The sequence below is a fragment of the Nitrosospira multiformis ATCC 25196 genome (genome assembly GCF_000196355.1).
GTDB lineage: Bacteria > Pseudomonadota > Gammaproteobacteria > Burkholderiales > Nitrosomonadaceae > Nitrosospira > Nitrosospira multiformis.
In genome coordinates this window covers 901,968-927,643 of sequence record NC_007614.1, presented here as the reverse complement: position 1 = coordinate 927,643, position 25,676 = coordinate 901,968, and the positions used below count along the sequence as shown (strand labels likewise).

Here is a 25,676-nt window from a genome sequence, read left to right as displayed (position 1 = left end):
GATCCGGTCTTATTCTTGCCAAAATGTTCGATATCAGTTTCTCGGAAATTCTGGTCATCGCGGCAGTCGCACTGATCGTGATCGGGCCGGAACGGCTCCCTAAGGTGGCGCGTACGCTAGGGCATGTGTTCGGGTGGGCACAGCGCTATGTCAACGATGTCAAAAGCGACATCCAGCGTGAAATCGAGTTGGACGAACTGAAAAAATGGAAAGCCTCAGTGGAGGAAACGGGTCGTTCAATCGAAAATTCGGTACATACCGAGCTGGATAAGTTTCGGGAAACGGTAGAGGCAGGTGCTGAAGCTTCCGCTATGCCTCCCCCTACTACAGCCCCGGCGGGAGAATCTTCACCCCCACAAAATTCCTCCCCGGCCCCGGCCGAACCTGCTCCGCCGCCGGTGCAATCTACGAAGAATTCCGACCCAGCCGGACCCGGTGTAAATCGCGAGCGCGAAACTGCTGAATAATTCCGCCTCCCGGAAGAATGCTCAGGAGTCGACTGGACGCATGCTTATACCTCATCCCCGCTGTACTTCACTATCGACAGTCGGTATAAGGGGATCGGTCTAACCTTTTCCGCCCACCTTCCATCACATGAGTGCCGACGAAACATTTATCTCGCACCTGGTCGAACTGCGGGCCCGGCTGCTTCGGGCGTGTGCAGGTATTCTGCTCGGCTTCTTGCCCTGCGCCTACTATGCCCGTGAGCTTTATTCTTTATTAGCGCAGCCTTTGCTCGAGAAACTCCCTCAAGGGGGGCAGATGATCGCGACGGAAGTGGTTACGCCCTTCTTTGTACCCATGAAAGTGGCCATGATGGCTGCCTTTATCATTACCCTGCCCCATACTCTCTACCAGATATGGGCATTCGTCGCCCCCGGATTGTATTCCCACGAAAAGCGCCTGGTACTGCCCCTGGTGCTGGTGAGCAGCATTCTGTTCGGGTGCGGCATGGCTTTTGCCTATTTTGCCGTCCTTCCACTGGTGTTCGAATTCATTACCCATTTCGCGCCGGAAGGTGTGGCAGTGATGACAGACATCAGCAAATACCTGGATTTTGTGCTGACCATGTTCATCGCGTTCGGCATCACATTCGAAGTACCCATATTCGTTGTGATACTGGTTCGGATAGGCCTTGTTACCATTGAAAAGCTGAAAGCGATGCGCCGCTATGTTCTTGTCGGCGCTTTTGTCGTTGGCGCGATATTTACGCCTCCGGATGTTGTTTCCCAATTCATGCTGGCGGTGCCGCTCTACCTGCTATATGAACTCGGGATATTGGCTGCAGGAATCATCGGGCGTTCGGAAACTTTGGCCGTTTATCAGCCAGCGGGCGGTCCTGATACGAATTCCCCTTCCGACCAGACCGGAACAGAGGAAGGAAAGAGGAGCTGAGTTATTGCCTGGGGAAAAACAGCGCGTTTTCGCTCAGATAATTTCCAATCTCATGCCATAGTCACTGCGTCCTCTTCCACAACCGCTTTTATTCCAGCTCCTCGGGCTCCTGAAACTGCTCCTGAGGCTGAGGCTTGGGACGTTTTCCAACATTGATCTCGATTGCCTTCTTGTTCTGGTTACGCATGACTGTAATGGTCGCCATGTTTCCGGGAGGTAATGCCGCTACCAGATTGAGCATGCCGGATGAATCCGTTACCTCTTTTCCTCCCACTCCTACAATAATGTCACCCGGCTTCACTCCGGCACGATCCGCAGGTCCTCCCTTGAGCACACCTGCAATCAACGCCCCGCTGGTAGTCGAGCGCTTGAACGACTCCGCAAGTTCCGGCGTCATATCCTGTACTTCCACGCCGATCCAGCCACGGGTCACGCCCCCTGTCCGGATAATCTGCTCCATGATCTGCTTGGCTACCCCTGCTGTAATGGCAAAGCCTATCCCAAGTGATCCTCCCGTTCTGGAGACTATGGCGGTATTGATGCCGATGAGGTTACCCGACGCATCCACCAGTGCACCGCCAGAATTTCCCGGATTGATGGCAGCATCGGTCTGAATGAAATTTTCGAAGGTGTTGATACCCAGATGGGTTCGTCCGAGTGCGCTGATAATCCCCATCGTTACCGTCTGGCCCACACCGAAAGGATTACCGATCGCAAGGACAATATCGCCGACCAGGGCATTGTCGGAGTATCCGAAAGTGATGGCCGGAAGTCCTTCCATATCCACTCTTACCACTGCAAGATCGGTTTCGGGATCGGAGCCGATGACCCGCGCTTTCGTTTTTCTCCCGTCCGCCAGCGCAATCTCGATTTCATCCGCCGCTTCAATGACATGATGGTTCGTAAGGATATATCCCTGCGGACTCACGATCACCCCGGATCCCAGGCTGGCGGCGCGGCGGCTCTGAGGGGATTCGAAACGATCTCCGAAGAAACGCCGGAAGAAAGGATCCTCCATGAAGGGATGGGGGGCAGCCTTGATTTCCTTGGTGGTGAATACATTCACCACGGAGGGCATGGCCTTTTTCGCCGCGCTACTGAAGCTCCCAGGGGCAGGCTCGACCTCTGCCTTGTGTGACTTGTCAACCGGAGCTTCCTTTATGGTTACGACACCGCCATCTCCGGATTGCCAGGGTAATAGACCCGGGCGTAAAGTCGAAACGACAAACAGGGCTGCCAGAACTATCGTGGTAGCTTGCGCGAAAACTAGCCAGAGCTTGTGCATAGATTGAGAGATGTGGAATCAGGGATAAAATAGCAGCATTGATTTTAAATCATAGACGAATGCGACCGGGTGAGCAGCAATGCAAGTGAATGAGCTCGAAGCCTATTTGAACCGATTACTCGATATCGCAAAATTTCATGATTATTGCCCAAACGGGCTGCAAGTGGAAGGGCGACGCGAAGTGCGGCGACTGGTAAGCGGCGTAACAGCGTCGCTCGATTTTATCGACGCTGCCATCGCGGCTCGGGCCGATGCGATTCTGGTACATCACGGCTATTTCTGGCGCGGTGAGAATCCCTGTCTGACCGGAATGAAGCGGCAGCGCATTGCCCTGCTGCTGGCACACGACATCAGCTTGCTCTCCTATCATCTACCGTTGGATGCTCATCCCGAACTGGGCAACAATGCACAGTTGGCCCACAAACTGGGTTTATGCGAAACCAGTCGTTTCGGGGATCAAGGTATCGGCATGTTTGGAAGCTTGCCATCGAACGTATCGAATCTGAAAGAATTACGGGTAAGTGTAGAACAAGCGCTTTCCCGTACCCCGCTGGTGATCGGCGATGACGCGCGGCTGGTAAAACGGGTGGCGTGGTGTACCGGCGCCGCTCAGGATTATTTCGGTGACGCCATCGACCTTGGCGCAGACGTGTTCATCACCGGGGAAATTTCAGAACGAACCGTACATCTTGCACGCGAGTCTAGCGTTGCTTTTATTTCAGCGGGACATCACGCCACCGAGCGATATGGCGTGCAAGCCCTGGGAGAGCACATTTCTGAAAAATTCGGCATCAGCCACCAGTATATCGACATCGACAATCCTGTATGAAGTGTGTGAAAAAGCAAATCGGGAAGGTTGTTCGAGACTTGTGGGTGAATATTCTCCCTCAAAAGGGCTTTCAGTGGCACCAGAAAGAGTCTCCCTACTGGTGCTACCGGTTTATATGAACCAGCGATACAGTATGACCACAATAATTTTAAAGTCGCTAGGGGTATTCCGGCCGGAAATCCGCCAGTTTTAATGGATTTGACGTATTTCCAAGCAGCAGCAGGCAGGAATTGCAGGTTCAGACACAACAACATCATTACGGAGTAAAGGAGAGAAGCAGATGTTAATGAAGCCTTGGCTGAGGCTGGTTACGCTTGCGTGTGGGGTGCTGTTTGCGGGCGCCACGTGGGCTAACTTTCCCAGCGTTCCCAAAGAGACGTATAAGGCGCTGAAGCTGGAGCAGTCGGCCTCGCCGAAGGAACTGCATTCGGCGCTGGTGAAGCGATACAAGGATCCTGCGCAGGGAGCGGGGCGCGGCACGCTGGCGAAGTACTGGGAGCCGATCCCGATGAGCATGTACTTTGACCCTGCCTCGTACTACAAGCCGCCGACCTCGATGAAGGAAGTAGCGGCGCGTGAGGAATGCGTCAAATGCCACACGGACGAATCGCCGGTATGGGTGAGTGCGTGGAAGCGGAGCACGCACGCGAACCTGGACAAGATCCGGAACCTGAAGCCTGAAGACCCGACGTACTACAAGAAGGCGAAGCTTGAAGACGTGGAGAAGAATCTTCGCTCGATGGGCAAGCTTGGGGCCAACGACAAGCTCAAGGAAGTAGGATGCATCGACTGTCACGTTGACATCAACAAGAAGGACAAGGCAGACCACATGAAGGATCTGCGGATGCCGACGGCGGACGTATGCGGCACCTGCCACCTGCAGGAATTTGCCGAACGCGAATCCGAGCGCGACACGCTGGTATGGCCGAACAAGCAATGGCCGCAGGGACGCCCCTCGCACTCGCTGGACTGGAAGGCCAACGTAGAAGTAGCGGTATTTGCCTCCATGCCGCAGCGCGAGATTGCCGAAGGCTGCAGCATGTGCCACACCAACCAGAACAAATGCGACTCCTGCCACACGCGGCACGAATTCTCTGCTGCCGAGTCGCGTCATCCTGAAGCATGCGCCACCTGCCACAGCGGGGTAGACCACAACAACTGGGAAGCCTACTCCATGAGCAAGCACGGCAAGACCGTAGCGATCATGGGGGACAAGTGGAACTGGAACGCGCCGCTCAAGGACGCCTACACCAAGGGCGGGCAGACTGCGCCCACCTGTGCCGGCTGCCACTTCGAATATGAAGGCAAGTACAGCCACAACGTCGTGAGGAAGATACGCTGGGCCAACTACCCTGCGGTTCCCGGCATAGCCGAGAACATCAACAGCGAATGGTCGGAAGCGCGGCTTGACTCCTGGGTCAAGACCTGCACCTCCTGCCACTCCGAGCGTTTTGCCCGCTCCTATCTTGAATTCATGGACAAGGGCACGCTGCACGGCATCGCCAAGTACAAGGAAGCGCACGCGGTGGCTGAGAAGCTCTACAAGGAAGGGCTGCTGACCGGCCAGAAGACCAACCGTCCGACGCCGCTGCCGCCCGACAAGGAAATGTTCGCAGGCTTCACCCAGCTCTACTGGAGCAAGGACAACAACCCTGCTGCGATCGAGCTCAAGGTACTGGAAATGGGAGAGAACAACCTTCCCAAACTGCACGTAGGGCTGGCGCACGTCAACCCGGGCGGCTGGACCTATACCGAAGGCTGGGGCCCGATGAACCGCGACTACGTCGAAGTCATGGACGAGAACACCAAGATCCGTGAAATGGCGGCGTTGCAGGCGAAGGTAGCGAAGCTCGAGGCCAAGCGCAAGGCAAGCCTGTTCGACCTTGACAGCAGCGAGAAGCTCTCGCTTGGCGGTCTGGGTGGCGGCATGCTGCTAGCTGGCACGCTTGCCCTGGCAGGCTGGCGCCGGCGCGAGAAAAGCGAGCGTCAGTAAGCACTATCAGCACTGAAGGTTAGATAACAAGTTTGACAGCCTCAACTTCCAGCCGCGCCGCTGCCCCCACCCCGGGGGCGCGGCCTGGCTCTAAACTCCTCCCCTCACTGGGCATTCTCCTGGTGGCGGGAGGAATTCTTTTGCTCCTGTGGTTTGCCTGGGCATGGTTCAATCCCGGGCCTGCCCCCTACCGCTACCAGCTGGCGGAAGAAGGCAGCGCAGACAAATTCCCGCAGCTTGGACTGGGCAAGTGGCCGGACCTTTCCATTGCCCGGTATGAAGTCTTTGCCGAAGACATTCCCCAGCCGCTGGCGGTGCTGCATGCGGCACGTCAGGCCAATGGCCCGCAGGTGAGGCTCGACTGGGAAAACCGCACGAGTGAGCTGCTGCTCACGACCGATCTCAAACTCAACGAACTGGCCACTCTGGCTGCCGCCATCGACAAGTACGCGGGCAAGGATGCGCTGGTGCTTGGCTGGTGGGACACCTCGCGCCAGCTCAAGCTTCTCTCGAAGCGCGACACCCTGTTCAGCGGACAGTTCTCCGATTACCTCGTCATACCGACGCCGTGGCAGAAGCAGGCTGACGCCATCCGCAAATACGAAGACGACTTCTGGGGCGGCAAGGCAGGACGGGAAGAAGAGCAGAAATTCGAGCGCTTTGCCGATGCCCTGATGGCCGAACCTCAAGCGGGGGCTGCCATCCTGCGCGAACTGGCGGGCGATCGCGAAGCCTATCTTGCCATTCATGTCACCGACCTGTACAAGCTTGGCGTCATGCGTCCGGGGCGGTTCGACGTTGCCTATCGCAACTTCCCCATGGAAGGCAACATGCATGGCATGGTCGACTATCTCAAGCGATGGGTGCTGGACAACAACTACAAGACCTACACCCTGCAATCCCTCTCGGACAGGCTGGTGCGCGGCTACTTCCTCAAGGATGACAAAAGCGACCAGACCCTGATTGCGCAGATGCTGCCCTTCACCCAGTCGATGCCGCTTGACCTGACCGCGGTGCAGCTCATCTACCAGACCGGGGGCTACTGGGTGTACAGGATACCGGGCGGCAAGGAACCTGCCTCAGCCGGCGCCACCCCGGAGGATGCCGCCTCCTTTCCGGCGCCCGTCCTGCCTCCGGCCGCCGAGTAAATCCGCTATCGCGGTTGACGCAAACGGCACAGGTTAATGACCACCCACTTCTGCCGACAACCGCATCTGTAGGGCCACCTCATCAAACGTAGCAACACAGCCCGGCTTTGCCCGGGCTGTTTTTATTTACCTGAAGCAGGCCAGGTTCTGCCTGACAGCTTGTTGAGTCCTGATTCAGAATGCGGAACAGGTCATGTCTGTTGCCCGCGTTTCTTCCATTCATCTGTAGCCCTTGTCCCCGACCGACGCTGAGCCTGTCGCAGATCCTCTGCGCATCTGCACCCGGCACGGCCGCGGTACTTCTCAAGGCGATCGAACTGCAAAGCGGCCTGCACGGGAACAAGGATTTTTGCTGTAGCAAGCCGAAACACGATACCGGATATAAGCTGCGGGAAGGGATCGCGCGTGGGAAAAAAGAATTCGGCGACGATACAGCCATGCATCCGTACACTTTGTATCAGGCGCGATCCCGGCGCCCCCCCGCTGCCCGATCCCGCTTTGCGGGCCCCTCGCGCCGCGCTCCGGGTCCCCCTGCCCGACCCCGCTTTGCGGGTCCCCCGTGCTGCGCTGGGGGTGCCACCGGTACCAGTGGTACCAGAAAGAGTGATGGTACTGGTGCTACCCGTCTGTATGAACCAGAGATACAGTATGGACACAATAAAAAGTGTGTCCTGACATTGCGATCATTGCAAGCGCATTACAATAACAGGGAAATACAGTAAAAAAGAACAAGAACAAGAACAAGCAGCAGGAAGCAATGAAAAACAGGATGCGGATCAGGTTGCAGTCGCATGGAGCTGGAAGAAATACAAGAATCGAATCCAGGGATATAACGGAAACAACGGATATATTTGCCGAAAGAAAAAAGGAGGAAGGATGAACCATCGCATGACACTCGCCCTGGCCGCAGCAGCCCTGTTTGCGGTCATGGCCGGCAGCGCCTCTGCCGAATCGTTTGAAGGCCGCAAGAAATGCAGTTCCTGTCACAAGAGCCAGGCCGAATCCTGGGGCAGCACGGCGCACGCCAAGGCCATGGACTCGCTGAAGCCCAACAACAAGGCCGAAGCCAAGAAGAAGGCCAAGCTCGATCCTGCCAAGGACTACACCAAGGACAAGGACTGCGTCGGCTGTCATGTGGATGGCTGGGGCAAGGAAGGCGGCTACACGATTGACGACCCGAGCAAGTTCCTGACCGGGGTAGGCTGCGAATCCTGCCATGGACCCGGCTCCAAGTACCGCGGCATCCACCGCAAATCCGGCGCCGCTTTCGAGAAATCGAAGAAGACCACCTCCCGCCAGGTGCTGGCCGATGCCGGGCAGGACTTCAGCTTCGAGGAAAGCTGCAATGCCTGCCACATGAACTACAAGGGCAGCCCGTGGAAAGGTGCCAAGGAACCCTACACCCCCTTCACCCCGGACGTGGACAAGAAATACACCTTCGACTTTGACAAGTACGTCAAGGACACCAAGGCCATGCACGAGCACTACAAGCTCGATGGGGTCTTCACGGGGGATCCGAAGTTCAAGTACCACGATGAATTCCAGTCCAGCGCCAAGGTAGGCGAGAAAGGTTCGGACGACTGACATGGCGATGAAGACAGGTAGTGCCCTCCTGGTGGGCACACTCTTGGGCGTGGTGATGGTGGCGGTGGTATTGGGCGGCGAAGCGGCCGTCTCCACCACCGAATTCTGCACCAGTTGCCACTCCATGACTTATCCGGCCGAGGAGTTGAAGGAATCCTCGCACTATGGCGCCCTGGGCGCCAACCCCGGTTGCAAGGACTGCCACATCCCGCAGGGATTGCAGAACTTCCACCTGGCGGTGGCGACCCATGTGGTGGACGGAGCGCGCGAGCTTTATCTGGAGATGGTCAATGACTACTCCACGCTGGAGAAATTCAACGAGCGCCGCCTGATCATGGCGCACGATGCGCGCATGAATCTCAAGAAGTGGGACAGCCGCACCTGCCGCGCCTGCCACAAGAATCCGCAGCCTCCCGGAGCCGATGCCAAGGCCGCGCACAAGAAGATGGAGACGGAAGGCGCCACCTGCATCGACTGCCACCAGAACCTGGTGCACAAGGAAGTTGCAGAAACCGACCTGAACGAGAGCATCAAGCAGGGCAAGATGGTCCTCAAGCCCGAAAAAAAGGATGACGACGACGAGGATGAGGAAGACGAGGAGTAAGCACTCGCTTCGTATGTAAATAGCCCTCAATCAGCCGCTCTCACTTATGAGAGCGGCTGAGATCGTATGTAGGCTTACGTTAATTATAAAAATATGTCAGAATCGATAATTTACCTGGAACAGAAATCCAGCGCGCGTATCTGCCGCCATGAATACATATGGCAATTCCCATTGAACTCGACCATAACAGTCGTCAATCGCTGCAAGGCCAGATTTTTGACCAGTTACGCCACCTTATCCTCGGCGGTAAGCTAAAACCCGGTACACTCATCCCGGCGAGTCGCGTACTTGCCGAACAACTGGGTATTTCTCGTAATACTGTTTTGCTGGTTTATGATCGTTTGATTGCCGAAGGCTATCTTCAGGCCCGGAAGGCAATTGGAACGTATGTAAACCTTGAGCTTCCTGAAACCTGCCTTTCTGCCACCCGCAGGGTGACCCCCTCCTCTCCTGGTGATGAAGAATTTGTCAAACAGCCGGTAATCCCATTTATCGGCCATATACACGCCAACATCACTGTTCAGCATCTCGATTTTGATTTTTGTCCGGATCGCATCGGTCTCGACCTGTTTCCTCATAAGATATGGCGCCGCTTTGTAAATAAGACATTCATGTCTGCAAACATGCACTTCGAGGAGTGTTGCGATCCCGGTGGGCTATCGGAACTGCGGGAAGTCATCGCTGCCCACCTTGGAGTCGCGCGGGGTATCAGCGTTTCATCAGATCAGATAATTATTACGGCCGGCTCTCAGGAGGGATTGAATCTTGCTGCTCGCCTTCTTGTAAAAGAGGGGACAATGGTTGCAACGGAAAATCCCTGCTACCAAGGCGCCACTTCGCTTTTCGAGAGTTACTATGCAAAATTGATTCCTGTGCCTGTGGATGAGGCAGGGCTCGACGTTGAACAACTACCAAAGGAAGGAGTTGCTCTTTTATTTGTGACTCCTTCACATCAATTTCCCCTGGGCTTCACCTTGCCCATCGAGCGCCGGTTGAAGCTCCTGGATTGGGCGCGGCGTTGTGGGGCATTCATCATAGAGGACGATTACGATTCAGATTTTCGATATCGCGGATCGCCCCTGACCGCTCTCATGGGACTGGATGATTATGGTTGTGTCATGTATCTGGGTACTTTCTCCAAATCCATGGGTGCGGGCCTGCGCCTAGGCTACCTAGTGGTACCCAAAGCATTGATTCCTGCTGCCCGTTCTGCAAAAGCTCTGCTTAATAATGGGCATGCCTGGCTGGATCAAGCAACTATGGCCGAATTTATCCGCAGCGGCGCTTATGGCAATCATCTGAGACGCATGCGAAATATGTATGGTAAGCGCCGTGATTGTCTGGTGGAAGCACTGCGGGAACATTTTGGGGCCATCCGCCTTAGCGGCCTTGAGAGTGGCCTGCATCTGGCATGGCATCTTCCTGATCACTATCCACCTGCAGCTCAGCTCCAGACAATTGCATTACGTCATGGAGTAAGAATCTACTCGATCGGAGGGGGTACGGGCTATGATTACGGTGGCTGTCGCTACAGCGCCCGTACGCTCGTGTTAGGTTTTTCTTCCCTCAACGAATACCAGATCCGGGCTGGTGTTCGGCGAATTGCTGATGCTTTCGCGGATATGTCACTCAACCCCCTTTCCATGCGAGAGAAAGTGGATAACGTAGCGACACCCTCTCTTTAGGATAACCTGCCCTGCCGCTGTCCATATCAAAGTGTCTTATGGATGAGAAGGCACTCCTGTAGCATTTCTCTGGCCACTTTCCGCTGTCTACAATCGATATTATCGAAATTATCGAAATTGGAGCAGCTATATTACCGTTTTAGGAACTGCGTTTGGGGTCTTTTGGGAGGCTTCTTGAAGAGCTTACAGGGGGCAGTTAACAGGAGGGAAGTTAAAAAACACCGATCCACCTTGCCGTCTGTAACGGTGGCGGACCGGTGTTTGCATGCTGCCTGTTCCAGTCTTGGCCCGGTTTCTGCCCTGGTCAGGCAGGAGCCGGGCGGCTTTTTAGGATTGACCCGGGATTAGTCCTGTAGGGCTTGCCCCCGGGCTTTGTCCTTACAGCTTGGTGAAGACCGGGATGACCGCGCCTGCGATGCTGTTGATGTTGCGATCGCCATCCTCGCTCCAGGTCATGAGAAGTCCGCCAAAGCGGCTTTCCGGGTCACCCAGGAGCGCCATCAGCCGTTGCACTTCCCACAGCGCGTCTTTCGCTTCCATCTTGACTTCGCGCGTCTCGCCAGGCTGGATCGGCGTCTCGTTGTCAAACGACAGACCGGTGGCCACCAGTTCCTTCGGATAGCCGCGGTCCAGGTGCTTCAAGCCAACCTTGTTGATGAAGCGCACGCCCGCAGTGGTGAATTCCCCGATGCGGTAGGGCTTGTCGCCGCTGTTGGTAACAGACATCGTTACCCGCAAGGCGCGTCCCGGCACGTCGTAGTTGGCGTGCGTGACCTTGATTGCGATCGGGTTGGGTTTCACCGGCAGCGGTTCAACCTTGGATTCGCCAGCCTGGATCGGCACCGTGTACGGGTGCTTGGTCTCGGTGTAGCGATAGCCGCCCCAGACGATGCCAAAGGTGAGTATCAGCACCACCCAGGCAACTTTCCGGTCCATGGGGTCGAGCAGGAGTTCGTCCCCGTAGGCCAGCAGCACCCGGCTTCTTGGCAGGAACATGGGCCGCGCCACATAGTAGCCGATCCAGAAAATGCCAAGGGACAGCCACAGGATGTGCCAGAAGATGCCGTTGCTGAAGTTGAAGGTCTCGGTGTCGATGGTCTCGCCCGTCAAGAGCTTCACCGGGTTGGTGAAGTCGTCCCAGCTGCCGGAGATGTTCATCCAGGCGGCAGGACCTGCAATCGGGCCTGCGTCCTTGATGTTGACCATGGCGTGCATGTGGTGGCGTCCGGGGATGCGCGCCTTCAACCTCACTTCAAAGGCGTAGTCGCGCCCAATCTCCATCGGTCCGGAGATGTAGGTCGGCTCGCCGTTGAGCTTGGTGCTAAGACGCACGAACACGGGGCTTGGGCTGCCTACGTTGAAGAAGGCGCGTCCAGGCTTGCCCACCGCGCGCGGCCAGTCTTCGGCCAGGTGGAATTTGCCGGTCATGGTGGCTATGTCGTTGACCTTGGTGGTCTCGGGGCCCCATTTCATGTCATACCACTGGATGGTACGCATGCGCAGGAACGGTTCCTGCGAGCGTTCCCCGTGGGCCGCCGCCGGCTGGATGTCGAGCGTCAGCGCCAGTCCCAGGGCGGCAAGGCTGCATACCCCGGCTATACTCTTCTTGAACAGGTTCTTCATTTATTTGATCCCCTCGGCAAAGCCTTCTTCGCCAAATGCTGTCACGTCGTTCTTCATGCTGACACGGCCGCGCGCGCCCTTGACATAGTAGAAGGCGGTGCAGTAGACCTTGCCAAAGTACCACCAGACGGTGAACATGAGCATGGAGACGAACGCGGAGAAGAAGGAGGCGATAACGGTGGTGTGACCGCCAAAGGTGCGCAGTGACCCTTGTTCGATCAGTCGCACGTACTCAGGGGTGCCGGTACGGACATACAGAAAGCCCGTGTAGTCGGCTACCGAGAGCAGCACGCCTTCTGCCACCAGCGGCAGGTGGGTCGGCCCGAAGATGGTCCAGTTGCCAGGATAGAACAACAAACCAAAGGCGCCGCCGCCAACCAGTGCCGTGATCATCCAGTTGCGCGTCAGAAGCAGGACGGTGTCCATCACCAGCGCGCCGGGAATCATGGTGGAGGGGAATACAAAGTTCATGGGGTAGTGCGACCACCAGTAGAAACCCCAGAAACGGGTCAGCCATTCACCCACCAGAAGGCACACGATGCACAGTGTGGCTCCAAACGGCAGGCGGTAGTTCACCCACAGGTAGTACATGATCGCGGCACAGTAGGTGATCCCTACAATCGGGGTTACCACAGGCCACCATTGCCGGTCCTTCCAGTCAAGCCAGAAGTCCCAGTCACCCGCCAGCAGCATGAAGTGCATGTGGTAGGTTCCAACCAGCAGGATGCATAGAATCGGGAAGTAAATCACGTCTATCATCCTGGACATCTTTACCGCTTCGGGCGGCATCTTCGCCGCCTTCAGTATTTCATCTGTTCTGCTCATCGCACCCTCCCTCAAATGTTACGCGACTAAAACATATCAATCGTTGCCGTGCTGCTCTACTGCTTGCCATCCTTGCAGTCCCTGATGACGTTGCCGCGAATTCCCGGGAACCTCGTGATTCAACAAGGGTCTACATGACTGTATAAATCCCTTGTCGCTTCCTTGTTGCTCCCGGATCCGGCGACTCCCTTCCCCTTTTGCTCCAGGTGCCGCCGCTTCGCATTGCTTGAGTCTGCCCGGCTGTGTTACCGCTGGCCGCATCGCTCTCCTGTTCGGAGGCGATGCGGCTATTGCTGCTTATGCGTGTGTCAGCGAGTCAGTCCTTAAAACGCCTTGTCGTACGGTACGATGCGGTTGTTGAGGATGACTTTGCTCTGGCCGTTCCAGACGACGTCCGTCAGGTTGGAGTAGCGCGTGATGATCTGCGCTGCAATCCCGCCTGCAAACAGCCCCGACCAGCCCAGAATCACGAAGCCCCAGTGCAGCGGTGCGCTGAACAGTTCTTCCATGAACCAGAAGGCGTGACCCCATTCGTTCAACCCAACGTTCGGCAGAATCATGAGCGGACCTGCAATCGCCATGACCAGCGGGAACGAGGTGCCGCGCGAATACAGCGGCAGACGCGTCATCGCATACAGGTAGCTTGCTATCCCGCAGACGATGTACATCGGGAAGGAGCCGTAGAACACCACTACGTGACTTGGCGTGAAGCTCGTGTCACGGATGATGACCTGGTGCCAGGAGGCGTCCTGTTCGGTAAAGAAGCTGCCGCCCCAGTACACGCCGAACAGATATACACCCAGCCACATCATCCAGTAGAAGTAGCGCTTGACTTCAAGCTTCGGATCAAGATTGTCCAGCTGCTCTTTCGTGTCCCGCGTCTTCCAGATCCAGCCCCAGGTGATCAGCGCAAACAGCGGCATCACGATCATGTGCACTCGCCACAATCCCATCCACACTTTCTCGAACTCAGGCTCCATCGAGTCCATCCCGTGCGAGTAGGCAAACGTGCGCTGGTACCAGATCCAGAATATCGCTACCGCCAGCATCGTGATCAGGCCAAACTTGTACCACTTCGAGTCATACCACAGCGACATGTCGTAGTCCCGGCCGCTCGTCTTGGCCGGGCTCGACGTTCCCATCGTTGTTGCCATTTTGCTTCCTCCTGCTATCTTGTTAATCAAGTACTGCCTTGCTTCCGGCAGCCGCTTCCTCCCTCGTCAATTCCGGCAGAAGCGCTTGCCCTTCATGCTTCCAACTTCCAACATCCGCTTGCTGCCGCTTCTCTACTGCACAAAACCCGGCGCGCAAGAACAAATTGTCGCTTACTTCCCAATACCGGCAGCACCAAACAGCCGCACCAGAACACCCAAATCCTTCCCTGGTACCACCTTTATTGCCGCTACCAGTACTTTACATACCCATAAGCCCGTAAAGACTACTCCCCGCCATACCCTTAAGTCAAGCAGTTTGTCAGAAGGCAAACAGGGTAAACTTCATGCCAGGATTTATATCCTGCTCCTCGAAATCCGCAGCATGATCAGGTCGCATAAACTGAATCATTGCTTATCCATGAGTGTCGAGAAGTTTAGGCAGTATAAACCCATCTTGCCAAAAAGGTTATAGTAATTTTATTCTTTCCCATACTTATTTTCTCTCTCCATCCGCGAAGATCATGGTAACTCACCCCATATTGTTTCATTATTTGAGTATACTCATCATGTTACTCCCTCTGGATAGAGGGGTTGGAGAATAAGAATCTGAGGGGTTCAATGGATATTGTGAGACTCCATTAATCAAGATTAACGGGTGGAAAATGCCTTCCCTCTCTCGCCGGTCTATCGCGGCCGGTTTGCCCCCTCTCCTACCGGACCCTTGCATTTTGGTTCTCTTGTCACTGCTGTAGGCAGTTATCTGGAGGCAAGATCACGGGGCGGAGAATGGCTCGTCAGAATCGAAAATCTCGATACGACGCGTGAAATTCCAGGTGCTTCAGAAGAAATTTTGAATACCCTGCATCTCCTTGGAATGGAATGGGATGGCTCAGTGGTATTTCAGGAGCAACGCCAGGAGGTCTACCATGCAGCTTTGTCGATCCTTGAAAAACAGCAGCTTATTTATCGTTGCAGTTGCAGTCGTAAGGAAATTGCCGATTCCTCAGTTCTTGGAATAGAAGGGCCTGTCTATCCTGGAACTTGCCGCGGCCGCAAACATGAACCCCCATTTTCCGGTGCATGGCGACTATATACAAATAATGACTTGATTGAATTTGAGGATGAAGTACAAGGCCTGCGGCAACAGCGGATTCAGCACGATATAGGCGATTTCGTGATATGTCGGGCGGATGGGATTTTCGCTTACCAGCTAGCGGTCGTGGTGGATGACGCTGAACAGGGTATTACTCACGTGGTGCGGGGAGGTGATTTACTGAACTCGACTCCCCGTCAGATTTACCTGCAAAAATTGCTGGGCTACTCCATTCCCTCCTATATGCACCTTCCCGTAGTAGTCAACGCACGAGGCGAAAAACTCAGTAAACAGACGCAGGCAGCGCCGGTAGATATTTCGTATCCCGTTTTGCAGCTCGTGAAGGCCATCCGGTTTCTCGGGCAGACACCGCCGCCGGAGGTAAGCGAGAGCAGCTTGAGGTCATTCTGGATATGGGCAATTAAAAATTGGGATCGGCAGGCAATTCCAAAAAACATGTCACTCATGTTTTAACCTGATCAATCTGCCGGAGTGCTAATAGATGAAATGAAGACCGTGCTACTTGCCACCAAGCTGCCAGCACTCCGGTTTAGAAATGAGTTTATACTGAAAAAACACACGAAATACGAGATTTTGTCGGCTTTTCAAGGAAGAACGTGCCTTTTCTGCCATTTTACCTACCTAGGTTGAAACACCTCAAGATTGTCGTGGTCGGCGGAGGCTATGCCGGCATCGCGGCACTGGTTACCCTCTTGCGCCACATGCCCGAAGCTGATGTCGTCATCATTGATCCCAGATTCGAACACCTCAAGATTACTCATCTCCATGAGACTTTCCGGTATCCACTGAACGATTTCCTGATTCCGTTTTCCACGCTGGAAAGCCGTTTTGGCTGCCGTCATGTTTGTGCAGAACTGAATCCGAGTGAATCGGTTCTGCGGCAGTGGCAGAACGATAGATTTCTTGAAGTCAATAACGAAATACTGGAATTTGACTATCTGCTGCTCGCCTCGGGCTCTCCTGTAATGCAGGTGAATAAACCGGAGAATGTCTTTGATCTGCTCGACTTCATGGCTATATCGGGCGCCGATTTATTCCACGGGCGGTTGAGCCAAACCACCGCCATTGCCCGATCCATTTCAGTGATAGGGGGAGGAGCAACGGGAATTCAATTTCTTTTTGAAATCGCTCATTTCCTCAAGCGCTATCAGATCGAGTGCAATCTGCGTCTTGTCCATGGCGAGAACCGGGTACTCAACCAGTTCCCCGTCGGCTTTTCCACCTATACCCAGTCCAAAATGACCGAACTGGGGATCGAGTTTTTTCCTGATACCCGTTATCTCGGACAACAGGGGGAGCAGGTTCTATTGGGTGATAATCTGACGGGGCGTAAGTTTACCCTGCCCTCTTCAATCTCCTTCCTGTTCGTTGGTAAAAAGCTGGAAACACCATTTTCTGCCAATATTTTTGGACAGGTAGTCGTTGAAGACACGACGTTGCCAAACATTTTCGCAGCGGGAGACTGCTGCGTTTACCATGCTCCAGGCTCCAACACTATGACTGCGCAATCCGCGGTAAGAAAAGGAATGCTTACTGCTCGGAATATCCTGCGTCACTCAGGCGCCTTGCGATTGCTCGAGCCTTACCTTCACCGGGATTTAGGTTATGTAGTGAGTCTGGGACCGACAGATGCAATAGGCTGGCTGGCCCTGGAAGGCAATGTGGTTGGAGGCATGCCGGCGCTGGTGATCAAGGAGTTGGTCGAAGCGCAATATGATTTGCTGCTGACAGGGCTTGATACCTACCTGGTTTGAAGAAAAAAGAAAGCCTGCAGATTACTCGAATGCAACAGATGAAAAGGGAAAAATAGCCAAATCACTGTTTTCGGAGATGGAGGACATCACCAGTCCTTGCTGAAACCACTTTTCGATTACATATTCATAAAACCGTTGATTACTCTGGACATCGCAGTTTGCTACCGCCTGCGCTTTTCCCTTATCTGTCAGAAGCACATGGCCAAGATCAAGTTGATTGCCGGCTTCCTCGGGGAATCGTATTTTTGTCGGTCTTCCGAAATAAAACAACCGCGTGTGTTGACCAAACCCTTTCTTTACATATCCCGCCGGTGCCACAGATATCAAACCGGTTGCTTCCAGCGCTTTCAATGCGGGCAATGTGATGCCCTGATCTGAATAAACCTCATGGTTGAGGTCATATATAAGAGGTATCAGGTGCCCTTGCATCCAGAGGAACTGGCAAAGAGATGCAAAAACTTCCCTGTTTTTGCCCTGCTCCAAATCCGCCCCCTGTGATCACCCGTCAACTCAGAAAGGGAGAGCTGATCGCAAAGCTTCATCTATGAGATATGTTCCTGAACGTCTCCGATAGCAGGTGGATTCTTTTTGCTCTTATCACCTCGACGGGAAATTTCCTGGTCAAGTTTTTCGAGAAACTGGATATTCTTCTTTCGCTGTTTATCACCCTTGTACCATGAAAAACATGCAAGAGTCCCGAAAACAACCAGAAGAACATTTACGGGTGCCGGCCCACCAAAGAAAATATCCATAAGCCCGGTGAGAACAGAAAAAGCGCCCATGAATCCTGTCCAGTTCAGGAATTTGTTCGTCCACGTAGGCTCCTGCCGCTTAACACACCAGGTTCGTAGCTTCTCACGTACCGAATCAAGTTCCTCATCGGTCCAATCTGCAAGATCCATCAGGGCTGTCCTCTCTGTACAGGAAAAAAACCAATTGTGTCTTTATTGGGGTAAAACCGATACGAATTCCGGGATAGACGCAGCTTCGGCATATATCCGACCAGCCTGACTACCGGAATCTGGATCGTATGTTGCCCACTGGAAACTATAGGGTAATACAAAAAAGCCGGGATAATCCCGGCTTTTTCTCTTCCAAAAAACTCCCTAACCTGCCTTACTTTCCGTGTCTGTGGCTGGCTGTTCCGGCCTATCCATCAATTCAACCAGCGCCATAGGCGCGTTATCGCCCTTGCGGAACCCAAACTTGAGAATACGCAGATATCCGCCATTGCGGGTCTGGTAACGGGGCCCCAGCTCGCTAAACAGTTTTCCAACCATGTCACGATCCCGCAACCGGTCGAACGCAAGTCGACGATTAGCCAGTGAAGGTTTTTTTCCAAGCGTTATCATCGGCTCAATAACTCGACGCAGCTCTTTAGCCTTGGGCAAAGTCGTTTTTATAACCTCGTGCCGCAACAGGGAGTTGGTCATGTTCCGTAACATGGCCGAGCGGTGACTGCTCGTGCGATTAAGCTTCCTTAGTCCATTATGGTGCCGCATGACTTGTATCCTTTTTACCCTTATCAAGATTGGAAGGTGGCCAGCTCTCCAGTTTCATGCCCAGCGTCAACCCGCGAGAAGCAAGCACTTCCTTGATTTCATTCAAGGATTTCCGCCCCAGATTAGGGGTTTTCAGTAGCTCGGTTTCCGTCCGCTGGATCAGGTCGCCAATATAATATATATTTTCCGCTTTGAGACAATTCGCGGAACGTACGGTGAGTTCAAGATCATCCACCGGCCGAAGCAGCACTGGATCAATCTGGGGCAATTTCGGTTGTTCCACGGGCAGCGGCGTGCCTTTGAGGTCCGCAAATACGGAGAGTTGCTCGACCAGGACTTTTGCCGCATACCGGATTGCTTCCTCGGGGTCAACGACACCATTGGTCTCGATGTCCATGACCAGTTTATCCAGATCGGTGCGTTGTTCAACCCGGGCGCTTTCCACTGCATAACTTACCCGCCGCACAGGACTGAAAGATGCATCCAGCAGAATGCTGCCGATAGCACGGCTTTCGTGCGCCAACTGGCGGACAGTTCCCGGCACGTAGCCCCGTCCCATTTCCACCTTGATCTGCATATCCAGCTTGCCGCCGGACGTAAGGTGGGCAACGACATGGTCGGGATTAATGATCTCGACATCATGCCCCCCCTCGATATCGCCCGCAGTAACCGTTCCTTCTCCCTTTTTGCTCAGGGTCAGAAGTGCCTCTGTACGATTGTGCAATTTCAGGACAATACCTTTGAGATTGAGCAGGATATCAACCACGTCTTCCTGCACGCCGTCCAGGGCGGAGTATTCGTGAACGACACCACTGATCTGAACTTCCGTTGGCGCAAATCCCGGCATCGATGAAAGCAGAATACGCCGTAACGCGTTGCCCAGCGTATGGCCATAGCCGCGCTCGAACGGCTCCATCGTGATTCTTGCATGGAGCGGCGATATATTCTGCACATCGATAATACGCGGCGTAAGAAAGGTGTTACTTTGCATAGCCTGATCCTTTTGCGGAAACGTGGCGACTCATTACTTGGAATACAATTCAATTACGAGAGATTCATTGATGCTTGACGGTAAATCGGATCTCTCGGGTTTGTTCTTGAAAGTTCCCTTCATGGCTTTAGTGTCCACCTCCAGCCATTCCGGAAAGTGCCGCTGTTCGGCAGCTTCCACGGACGCCTTGATACGCAAATGATTCTTTGCCTTCTCTGCAACTTCTATAACATCTCCCGGTTTTACCTGATAGGAAGGAATATTGATTCTCCTGCCATTTACCAGAATCCCGTTATGACGGACAATCTGACGCGCTTCGGACCGCGATGCGCCAAACCCCATGCGATAGGAAACCGTGTCAAGCCGGCATTCCAGTAATTGTAGGAGATTTTCGCCCGTAACACCGCGCTGCCTCTCCGCAAGCTCGTAACCATTACGGAACTGACGCTCCAGCACTCCATATATTCGGCGCAGCTTCTGCTTTTCGCGTAATTGCACTCCGTAGTCCGATAAACGGCCACTTTTCTGACCGTGTTGCCCAGGCGCGTAATTCCGGCGCTCGATGGCACACTTATCGGTAAAACATTTCTCACCTTTAAGGAACAGCTTCTCACCCTCACGTCGGCATTGACGGCATTTGGGATCAAGATTTCTCGCCACGGTAACTCCTTAAATACGACGTTTCTTCGGCGGCCGACAACCGTTATGTGGAACGGGTGTCACGTCCGAAATACTGGTAATTTTAAAACCGGCTGCATTCAGTGCACGCACTGCGGATTCCCGCCCGGGCCCCGGACCTTTTATACGCACTTCGAGGTTCTTTACCCCATATTCCTGTGCAGCCCTGCCGGCTTGCTCCGCTGCAACCTGGGCGGCAAACGGTGTACTCTTGCGTGACCCTTTAAAACCTGCCCCTCCGGAAGTAGCCCACGATAGCGCGTTCCCCTGACGGTCCGTTATCGTCACAATAGTGTTATTAAACGAAGCATGTACATGCGCAATACCTTCCGCTACGTTCTTTTTGACTTTCTTGCGTACTCGCGTGGCTGCTTTTACCATATTGATCTATCCTTCTGCCCTGCCATTCGATTGATTGGCTAAAATTTATCTTCCTGCCTTGGCGCTGGAAGCACGAACGGCCTTCCTGGGTCCCTTACGCGTTCTGGCATTCGTGCGGGTACGCTGACCCCGTACCGGGAGGCCACGACGATGACGCAATCCCCGATAGCAGCCGAGGTCCATCAGGCGCTTGATATTCATTGAAACTTCCCGTCGGAGATCGCCTTCGACCACAAATTTCGCGACGTTATCCCGCAACTTGTCCATTTCCGCGTCGGTTACATCTTTCATCTTGGTCGAGACGTTGATTCCAGCCGCCTCACAAATCTCACGAGCTCTCGCACGACCAATGCCATAAATCGCTGTCAGCGCAATTTCAGCATGCTGATGGTTGGGGATGTTTACTCCAGCAATACGGGCCATACGTTTTCCTACAAAAATTTGGGATTATAACATCTTAGAATGCGTAGCCGACTCAACCCTGACGCTGTTTATGCCGCGGGTCTGTGCAGATCACGCGCACTATCCGGTTGCGTCTGATGATTTTGCAATTTCGGCAAATCTTTTTTACCGATGCCAGTACTTTCATTATTTACCCCTCTCCGGCTATTTGGCACGAAACGTAATGCGCGCCCTGCTTAAATCGTATGGTGTCAGATCTACCGTTACCTTATCTCCAGGCAGAATCCGAATGTAGTGCATCCGCATCTTGCCGGAAATATGTCCCAACACTATATGTCCGTTTTCCAGCTTGACCCGAAACGTCGCATTCGGCAACGTTTCCAGTATCTCGCCCTGCATTTGTATGGTTTCTTCCTTTGCCATCCTATCCTTGATGCGCTTTTATCTCGCCGGCAATCCGCCACCGCCCTTGAAGTTGGTTTTTTTCAAGAGGCTCTCATACTGATGAGACATGATGTAGGCTTGCACCTGCGCCATGAAATCCATCGTTACCACGACGATGATAAGCAGGGAAGTTCCACCAAAATAGAATGGAACATTCCATTTCAAAATCAAAAATTCCGGCAACAGACACACGAGCGTTACGTAAATTGCACCGGTGAGAGTAAGGCGCAACATGATGCGTTCAATATATCGTGCCGTTTGATCACCTGGGCGAATGCCGGGAATGAATGCTCCGCTTTTTTTCAGGTTCTCCGCGGTTTCCTTGGGATTGAACACCAGGGCCGTATAAAAAAAGCAGAAGAATATGATCATTGCCGCGTACATGATTACGTACACCGGCTGTCCAGGCGATAACGCCCCGCTTATATCCTTTAGCCAGTCCATTGATTCTCCCGTCGAAAACCAACCAGCCAGCGTGGCGGGAAACAATATGATGCTGGAAGCAAAGATCGGCGGAATCACGCCGGACATGTTCAGCTTAAGAGGCAGGTGAGAGCTTTGACCGCCATAAACCTTGCGTCCAACCTGACGCTTTGCATAATTCACCAGTATCTTGCGTTGCCCCCGCTCGACAAAGACAACGAATCCCGTAACCACCGTCGCCGCCACGAAAATTCCTAGCGCCACCAGGAAGTGCATGGCGCCCGTTCGCACCAGCTCCAGCGTGCCTCCAATTGCACTTGGAAGACCTGCAGCAATCCCGGCAAATATAATGAGCGAAATCCCGTTGCCAATGCCGCGTTCGGTAATCTGTTCTCCCAGCCACATGAGAAATATGGTGCCCGTCACCAATGTTATAACCGTGGTCAGCAGGAACATCGGACCGGGCTCTATCACCAGACCAGGCTGGGATTGTAGTGCGATCGAGATGCCATAACCCTGAACCAGCGCCAGGCCCAGAGTACCATACCGGGTGTACTGGGTAATCTTTCTGCGCCCTGACTCACCCTCTTTCTTCAGGGCCTCGAGATAAGGGAATGCCACGGTGCCCAACTGCATGATAATCGATGCCGAAATGTACGGCATGATACCCAGGGCAAATATCGAAAAACGGGAAAGGGCCCCGCCGGAAAACATGTTGAACATGCCCAGGATGCCGCCCTGCTGCGATTCGAACAGATCCTTCAATACCACCGGATCGATACCGGGTACTGGCACATGCGCGCCGATACGGTAGACAACCAATGCGAGCAGCAAAAACCATAACCGGCGCTTCAAGTCGCCGAGTTTTCCGGAGAGTCCCCGCAGGGAGTCGCTAGCGGCCAATATATATCCTCTCGTACTTATTCGACACTACCACCAGCAGCTTCAATAGCTGCTTTCGCGCCCTTGGTTACGGGAATGCCCTGAAGCTTCACTGCGCGCTCGATCTTTCCCGAAAGTATTACCTTGACGTTCAAAGCGGAACCGGAGACAAGCCCCGCTTGCTTCAGGATCAGAATATCGATGATATCGCCGGGTATTCTGTCAAGCGCAGACAGGCGCACCTCCGCATCATTCTTTTTTGTGGGCGAAACAAAGCCGCGCTTGGGCAAGCGCCGTTGCAAGGGCATTTGACCCCCTTCAAAACCGACTTTATGAAAACCGCCCGCACGGGATTTCTGTCCCTTATGTCCACGCCCGGCGGTCTTGCCAAGACCGGAGCCGATACCACGGCCTACCCTGCGCTTTGGATGCTTGGCCCCAGGGGCTGGTTTAATGGAATTCAGCTGCATCTAAACCTCACTCTTTACGAGGTAATAAATGTTATTGATCATGCCTCGCACCGCCGGGGTATCTTCCACTTCCACGCTGCTGTTGACATGACGTAGTCCCAATCCCCGGGCGGTTGCTCGATGTGCCTGTTTCGTTCCAATCAGACTCTTGACCAGGGTTACTTTTATCTTCTTCGGATTTTGCGTCATTTCTCCAACCCCAAAATCTCTTCGACGCTCTTGCCCCGCTTGGCGGCTATCTCGGCGGGATTACTCATCGCCTGCAGGCCGTTGAGAGTTGCACGGACAACATTGTACGGATTGGTCGAGCCAATACATTTGGCAAGGATATTGTGCACACCCATTACTTCAAATATTGCGCGCATCGGTCCGCCGGCAATGATGCCAGTTCCCTCCGATGCAGGTTGCATGTACACCTTGGCCGCGCCATGCCGCCCGATTACCGGATGTTGGAGCGTCCCATTCTTGAGACTCACCTTGATCATCTTGCGGCGCGCTTCGTCCATCGCCTTTTGTACCGCCACGGGTACCTCACGCGATTTCCCCTTACCCATGCCCACGCCACCATCGCCATTCCCGACAACGGTCAGAGCAGCAAAGCCCAGAATACGTCCTCCTTTGACCACCTTGGTAACGCGATTGATGGCCACCATCTTTTCCTTGAGTCCGTCTCCGCGGTCGTCGCCCGGAGCCACCTTACCTTGCATCCGCCCCTGCATTTTAGCCATTATCCTTCATCCTTCCTCACTCAGAATTTGAGGCCGTTTTCCCGGGCGGCGTCAGCCAATGCTTTCACACGCCCATGGTATTTGAAACCTGAACGGTCGAACGCCACTGTCTCAATGCCGAGACCCCGCGCCTTCTCTGCAACCCTTTTACCAACGACTGCCGCTGCGGTCACCGTTCCGCCATTGGGAAGCTCCTTGCGCAGTTCCGGCTCGAGGGTGGATGCGCTGGCGAGCACCTTGCTACCGGAGCCGTCTATCAATTGCGCATAAATATGCGAATTGCTACGATGAATTGCCAGTCTTACCACCTTCAATTCAGCAATTTTGGCACGCGTTTGTCGCGCGCGCCGTAAACGGGATTCTATGGAATTCGGCATATTTACCCTGACTATTTTTTCTTCGTTTCCTTCAGGACGATGACTTCGTCCGCATAACGCACGCCCTTGCCCTTGTATGGCTCCGGCTCCCTGTATGCACGTACATCCGCAGCCACTTGTCCTACCTGCTGCTTGTCCATGCCCTTGATGACAACCTCGGTCTGACTTGGAGTCTCGACTTTGATACCTTCGGGCATTTTGTGAGCGATTGGATGAGAGAATCCTAACGTCAAGTTAAGCACGTTATCTGCAGCCTGGGCGCGGTATCCTACGCCAACCAGAATCAGCCTTTTCTCAAAACCGGTGGTGACGCCCTTCACCATGTTGGCGAGCAGCGCACGAGTGGTCCCCCACATTGCGTTGGCGTGCTTGGAATCATCAGCCGCTTTCACTAGCAGGCTTTCGCCCTTGCGCTCAATCGAAATATCCGAAACAAGCTCGTGACGCAGCATACCCAGCGGACCCTTTACCTCCACTTCTGACCCGGATAGCCTGACTTCGACATTTGCCGGAACTGAAACAGGATTTTTACCCACTCGAGACATTTTCTATACCCTTACGCCACAATGCATAATACTTCGCCGCCTACACCATTTGCGCGCGCTTTTCTTTCCGTCATTACGCCTTTCGATGTTGACACGATAGCCACTCCCAGGCCATTCATTACGTTGGGAAGTTTATTGCTGCCTTTATATATCCGCAAACCAGGACGACTGACACGCTCTATTCTTTCAATTACCGGACGTCCTGCGTAATACTTCAGACTGATATCCAGTATCGATTTTCCGCCGGCCTCATGAACTATAAAATCCTCGACATACCCCTCATCCTTCAGCACTTGAGCAATAGCCGCTTTAAGCTTGGAGGCAGGCATTACTACAGATGTTTTTTCAGATAGCTGCGCGTTTCGAATTCGCGTCAGCATGTCTGCAATGGGATCACTCATGCTCATCTAGAATACCTCTGGAAATCCGACTTTCGTTACCGGCGAATACGAAACCCTTGAAACCACATTGACCATACTGGATCTAATCCATAAATTTACGCGGTCTGTTCGATTCCTTGAATCAAACGCCATCAATTATTACCCTCACTCCCCTACCAGCTCGCCTTGATCATGCCCGGAATCTCTCCGCTCATGGCGATATCACGAAGCTTGCCACGTCCCAATCCAAATTTGCTGTATACCCCACGCGGACGGCCTGTGAGCGAGCAGCGGTTGCGCAATCGCACGGGGCTGGCATTGCGCGGCAACATCTGCAACTTGATCCTGGCCGAATGACGATCCTCGTCACTTACGCTGGCATCATTGATGGTCGCCAACAACTCAGCACGTCGCGCCTCGAATTTTTTGACGATTTTCCGACGTTTCAGATCACGGTTAATAACAGCTACCTTAGCCATG

At 53.9% G+C, this 25,676-nt stretch carries 31 protein-coding genes; 10 read left to right on the top strand and 21 right to left on the bottom strand.

Annotated features, from left to right (window positions below; genetic code table 11):
* The first annotated feature begins 23 nt into the window (after positions 1 to 23).
* The gene (gene tatB, locus NMUL_RS04280; RefSeq protein ID WP_011380164.1) at positions 24 to 467 is read left to right on the top strand and encodes a Sec-independent protein translocase protein TatB; all 444 of its coding nucleotides are present in this window, start codon (positions 24 to 26) and stop codon (positions 465 to 467) included.
* 127 nt (positions 468 to 594) lie between these two features.
* A complete protein-coding gene (gene tatC, locus NMUL_RS04275) occupies positions 595 to 1,395 on the top strand; it encodes a twin-arginine translocase subunit TatC (protein ID WP_011380163.1) in 801 nt (266 codons plus the stop codon).
* Positions 1,396 to 1,483: 88 nt separating this feature from the next.
* Here the strand turns inward: tatC and NMUL_RS04270 are convergent, their stop codons facing one another.
* Positions 1,484 to 2,680, bottom strand: coding sequence for a S1C family serine protease (locus NMUL_RS04270; protein WP_011380162.1), 1,197 nt, complete (start codon positions 2,678 to 2,680; stop codon positions 1,484 to 1,486).
* 79 nt (positions 2,681 to 2,759) lie between these two features.
* Here NMUL_RS04270 and NMUL_RS04265 point away from each other — a divergent pair, with 79 nt between their 5' ends.
* The 6 genes from NMUL_RS04265 to pdxR all read left to right on the top strand — a co-directional run bounded on the left by NMUL_RS04265 (position 2,760) and on the right by pdxR (position 10,523).
* Positions 2,760 to 3,509: a Nif3-like dinuclear metal center hexameric protein gene (locus NMUL_RS04265; protein WP_011380161.1), complete on the top strand. Its 750-nt coding sequence runs from the start codon at positions 2,760 to 2,762 to the stop codon at positions 3,507 to 3,509.
* Between the two features lie 286 nt (positions 3,510 to 3,795).
* Entirely contained in the window at positions 3,796 to 5,502 is a 1,707-nt protein-coding gene (locus tag NMUL_RS04260) for a multiheme c-type cytochrome (protein WP_238529862.1), read from the top strand.
* Positions 5,503 to 5,534: 32 nt separating this feature from the next.
* Complete coding sequence (gene haoB / locus NMUL_RS04255; protein WP_011380159.1) at positions 5,535 to 6,650, top strand: hydroxylamine oxidation protein HaoB; 1,116 nt, start codon at positions 5,535 to 5,537, stop codon at positions 6,648 to 6,650.
* An 876-nt stretch (positions 6,651 to 7,526) separates the two neighbouring features.
* Complete coding sequence (gene cycA / locus NMUL_RS04245; protein WP_011380158.1) at positions 7,527 to 8,234, top strand: cytochrome c-550 CycA; 708 nt, start codon at positions 7,527 to 7,529, stop codon at positions 8,232 to 8,234.
* 1 nt (position 8,235) lies between these two features.
* Positions 8,236 to 8,838, top strand: coding sequence for a NapC/NirT family cytochrome c (locus NMUL_RS04240; RefSeq protein WP_011380157.1), 603 nt, complete (start codon positions 8,236 to 8,238; stop codon positions 8,836 to 8,838).
* 158 nt (positions 8,839 to 8,996) lie between these two features.
* Positions 8,997 to 10,523 carry a MocR-like pyridoxine biosynthesis transcription factor PdxR gene (pdxR, locus tag NMUL_RS04235; RefSeq protein WP_011380156.1) on the top strand — a complete coding sequence of 509 codons (1,527 nt, stop codon included), beginning with the start codon at positions 8,997 to 8,999 and terminating at the stop codon, positions 10,521 to 10,523.
* A gap of 378 nt (positions 10,524 to 10,901) precedes the next feature.
* Here pdxR and NMUL_RS04230 read toward each other — a convergent pair whose 3' ends face one another.
* The 3 genes from NMUL_RS04230 to NMUL_RS04220 all read right to left on the bottom strand — a co-directional run bounded on the left by NMUL_RS04230 (position 10,902) and on the right by NMUL_RS04220 (position 14,125).
* Positions 10,902 to 12,146, bottom strand: coding sequence for a methane monooxygenase/ammonia monooxygenase subunit B (locus NMUL_RS04230; protein ID WP_011380155.1), 1,245 nt, complete (start codon positions 12,144 to 12,146; stop codon positions 10,902 to 10,904).
* Positions 12,147 to 12,971: a methane monooxygenase/ammonia monooxygenase subunit A gene (locus NMUL_RS04225; protein WP_011380154.1), complete on the bottom strand. Its 825-nt coding sequence runs from the start codon at positions 12,969 to 12,971 to the stop codon at positions 12,147 to 12,149.
* A 323-nt stretch (positions 12,972 to 13,294) separates the two neighbouring features.
* Positions 13,295 to 14,125, bottom strand: a complete 831-nt coding sequence (locus NMUL_RS04220; RefSeq protein WP_011379539.1) for a methane monooxygenase/ammonia monooxygenase subunit C — start codon at positions 14,123 to 14,125, stop codon at positions 13,295 to 13,297.
* Positions 14,126 to 14,780: 655 nt separating this feature from the next.
* On the opposite strand from NMUL_RS04220, the gene gluQRS reads away from it, so the two are divergent.
* On the top strand, positions 14,781 to 15,692 hold the full coding sequence (gluQRS, locus tag NMUL_RS04215; protein WP_011380153.1) for a tRNA glutamyl-Q(34) synthetase GluQRS: 912 nt from the start codon (positions 14,781 to 14,783) through the stop codon (positions 15,690 to 15,692).
* A gap of 143 nt (positions 15,693 to 15,835) precedes the next feature.
* On the top strand, positions 15,836 to 16,993 hold the full coding sequence (locus tag NMUL_RS04210) for an NAD(P)/FAD-dependent oxidoreductase (RefSeq protein ID WP_011380152.1): 1,158 nt from the start codon (positions 15,836 to 15,838) through the stop codon (positions 16,991 to 16,993).
* A 21-nt stretch (positions 16,994 to 17,014) separates the two neighbouring features.
* On the opposite strand, the gene NMUL_RS04205 is transcribed toward NMUL_RS04210, so the two are convergent.
* From NMUL_RS04205 to rpsN, 17 genes are all read right to left on the bottom strand, one after another.
* Complete coding sequence (locus NMUL_RS04205; protein ID WP_148235535.1) at positions 17,015 to 17,353, bottom strand: hypothetical protein; 339 nt, start codon at positions 17,351 to 17,353, stop codon at positions 17,015 to 17,017.
* Positions 17,354 to 17,535: 182 nt separating this feature from the next.
* Positions 17,536 to 17,895 (bottom strand): hypothetical protein, encoded by a 360-nt coding sequence (locus tag NMUL_RS04200; protein ID WP_011380150.1) that lies wholly within the window; start codon positions 17,893 to 17,895, stop codon positions 17,536 to 17,538.
* A gap of 204 nt (positions 17,896 to 18,099) precedes the next feature.
* Positions 18,100 to 18,495, bottom strand: coding sequence for a 50S ribosomal protein L17 (gene rplQ, locus NMUL_RS04195; RefSeq protein ID WP_011380149.1), 396 nt, complete (start codon positions 18,493 to 18,495; stop codon positions 18,100 to 18,102).
* Positions 18,482 to 19,486, bottom strand: a complete 1,005-nt coding sequence (locus tag NMUL_RS04190; RefSeq protein ID WP_011380148.1) for a DNA-directed RNA polymerase subunit alpha — start codon at positions 19,484 to 19,486, stop codon at positions 18,482 to 18,484. Before NMUL_RS04190 ends, rplQ begins: the two co-directional genes overlap by 14 nt.
* A gap of 33 nt (positions 19,487 to 19,519) precedes the next feature.
* Positions 19,520 to 20,146, bottom strand: a complete 627-nt coding sequence (gene rpsD, locus NMUL_RS04185; protein WP_011380147.1) for a 30S ribosomal protein S4 — start codon at positions 20,144 to 20,146, stop codon at positions 19,520 to 19,522.
* Positions 20,147 to 20,155: 9 nt separating this feature from the next.
* Positions 20,156 to 20,545: a 30S ribosomal protein S11 gene (gene rpsK / locus NMUL_RS04180; protein WP_011380146.1), complete on the bottom strand. Its 390-nt coding sequence runs from the start codon at positions 20,543 to 20,545 to the stop codon at positions 20,156 to 20,158.
* 45 nt (positions 20,546 to 20,590) lie between these two features.
* The gene (gene rpsM / locus NMUL_RS04175) at positions 20,591 to 20,968 is read right to left on the bottom strand and encodes a 30S ribosomal protein S13 (RefSeq protein ID WP_011380145.1); all 378 of its coding nucleotides are present in this window, start codon (positions 20,966 to 20,968) and stop codon (positions 20,591 to 20,593) included.
* A gap of 52 nt (positions 20,969 to 21,020) precedes the next feature.
* The gene (gene rpmJ / locus NMUL_RS15215; protein WP_074746766.1) at positions 21,021 to 21,134 is read right to left on the bottom strand and encodes a 50S ribosomal protein L36; all 114 of its coding nucleotides are present in this window, start codon (positions 21,132 to 21,134) and stop codon (positions 21,021 to 21,023) included.
* Positions 21,135 to 21,151: 17 nt separating this feature from the next.
* A complete protein-coding gene (gene infA, locus NMUL_RS04170; protein ID WP_011380144.1) occupies positions 21,152 to 21,370 on the bottom strand; it encodes a translation initiation factor IF-1 in 219 nt (72 codons plus the stop codon).
* An 18-nt stretch (positions 21,371 to 21,388) separates the two neighbouring features.
* Positions 21,389 to 22,717 carry a preprotein translocase subunit SecY gene (secY, locus tag NMUL_RS04165; RefSeq protein WP_011380143.1) on the bottom strand — a complete coding sequence of 443 codons (1,329 nt, stop codon included), beginning with the start codon at positions 22,715 to 22,717 and terminating at the stop codon, positions 21,389 to 21,391.
* A gap of 17 nt (positions 22,718 to 22,734) precedes the next feature.
* Positions 22,735 to 23,166 (bottom strand): 50S ribosomal protein L15, encoded by a 432-nt coding sequence (gene rplO, locus NMUL_RS04160; protein WP_011380142.1) that lies wholly within the window; start codon positions 23,164 to 23,166, stop codon positions 22,735 to 22,737.
* On the bottom strand, positions 23,167 to 23,355 hold the full coding sequence (gene rpmD / locus NMUL_RS04155) for a 50S ribosomal protein L30 (RefSeq protein WP_011380141.1): 189 nt from the start codon (positions 23,353 to 23,355) through the stop codon (positions 23,167 to 23,169).
* Positions 23,352 to 23,894, bottom strand: a complete 543-nt coding sequence (gene rpsE, locus NMUL_RS04150) for a 30S ribosomal protein S5 (protein WP_011380140.1) — start codon at positions 23,892 to 23,894, stop codon at positions 23,352 to 23,354. Before rpsE ends, rpmD begins: the two co-directional genes overlap by 4 nt.
* 20 nt (positions 23,895 to 23,914) lie before the next feature.
* The gene (rplR, locus tag NMUL_RS04145) at positions 23,915 to 24,271 is read right to left on the bottom strand and encodes a 50S ribosomal protein L18 (protein ID WP_011380139.1); all 357 of its coding nucleotides are present in this window, start codon (positions 24,269 to 24,271) and stop codon (positions 23,915 to 23,917) included.
* A gap of 11 nt (positions 24,272 to 24,282) precedes the next feature.
* Entirely contained in the window at positions 24,283 to 24,816 is a 534-nt protein-coding gene (gene rplF, locus NMUL_RS04140) for a 50S ribosomal protein L6 (RefSeq protein WP_011380138.1), read from the bottom strand.
* Positions 24,817 to 24,827: 11 nt separating this feature from the next.
* On the bottom strand, positions 24,828 to 25,223 hold the full coding sequence (gene rpsH / locus NMUL_RS04135; RefSeq protein WP_011380137.1) for a 30S ribosomal protein S8: 396 nt from the start codon (positions 25,221 to 25,223) through the stop codon (positions 24,828 to 24,830).
* A gap of 146 nt (positions 25,224 to 25,369) precedes the next feature.
* The gene (gene rpsN, locus NMUL_RS04130; RefSeq protein WP_011380136.1) at positions 25,370 to 25,675 is read right to left on the bottom strand and encodes a 30S ribosomal protein S14; all 306 of its coding nucleotides are present in this window, start codon (positions 25,673 to 25,675) and stop codon (positions 25,370 to 25,372) included.
* Position 25,676 lies beyond the last annotated feature (1 nt).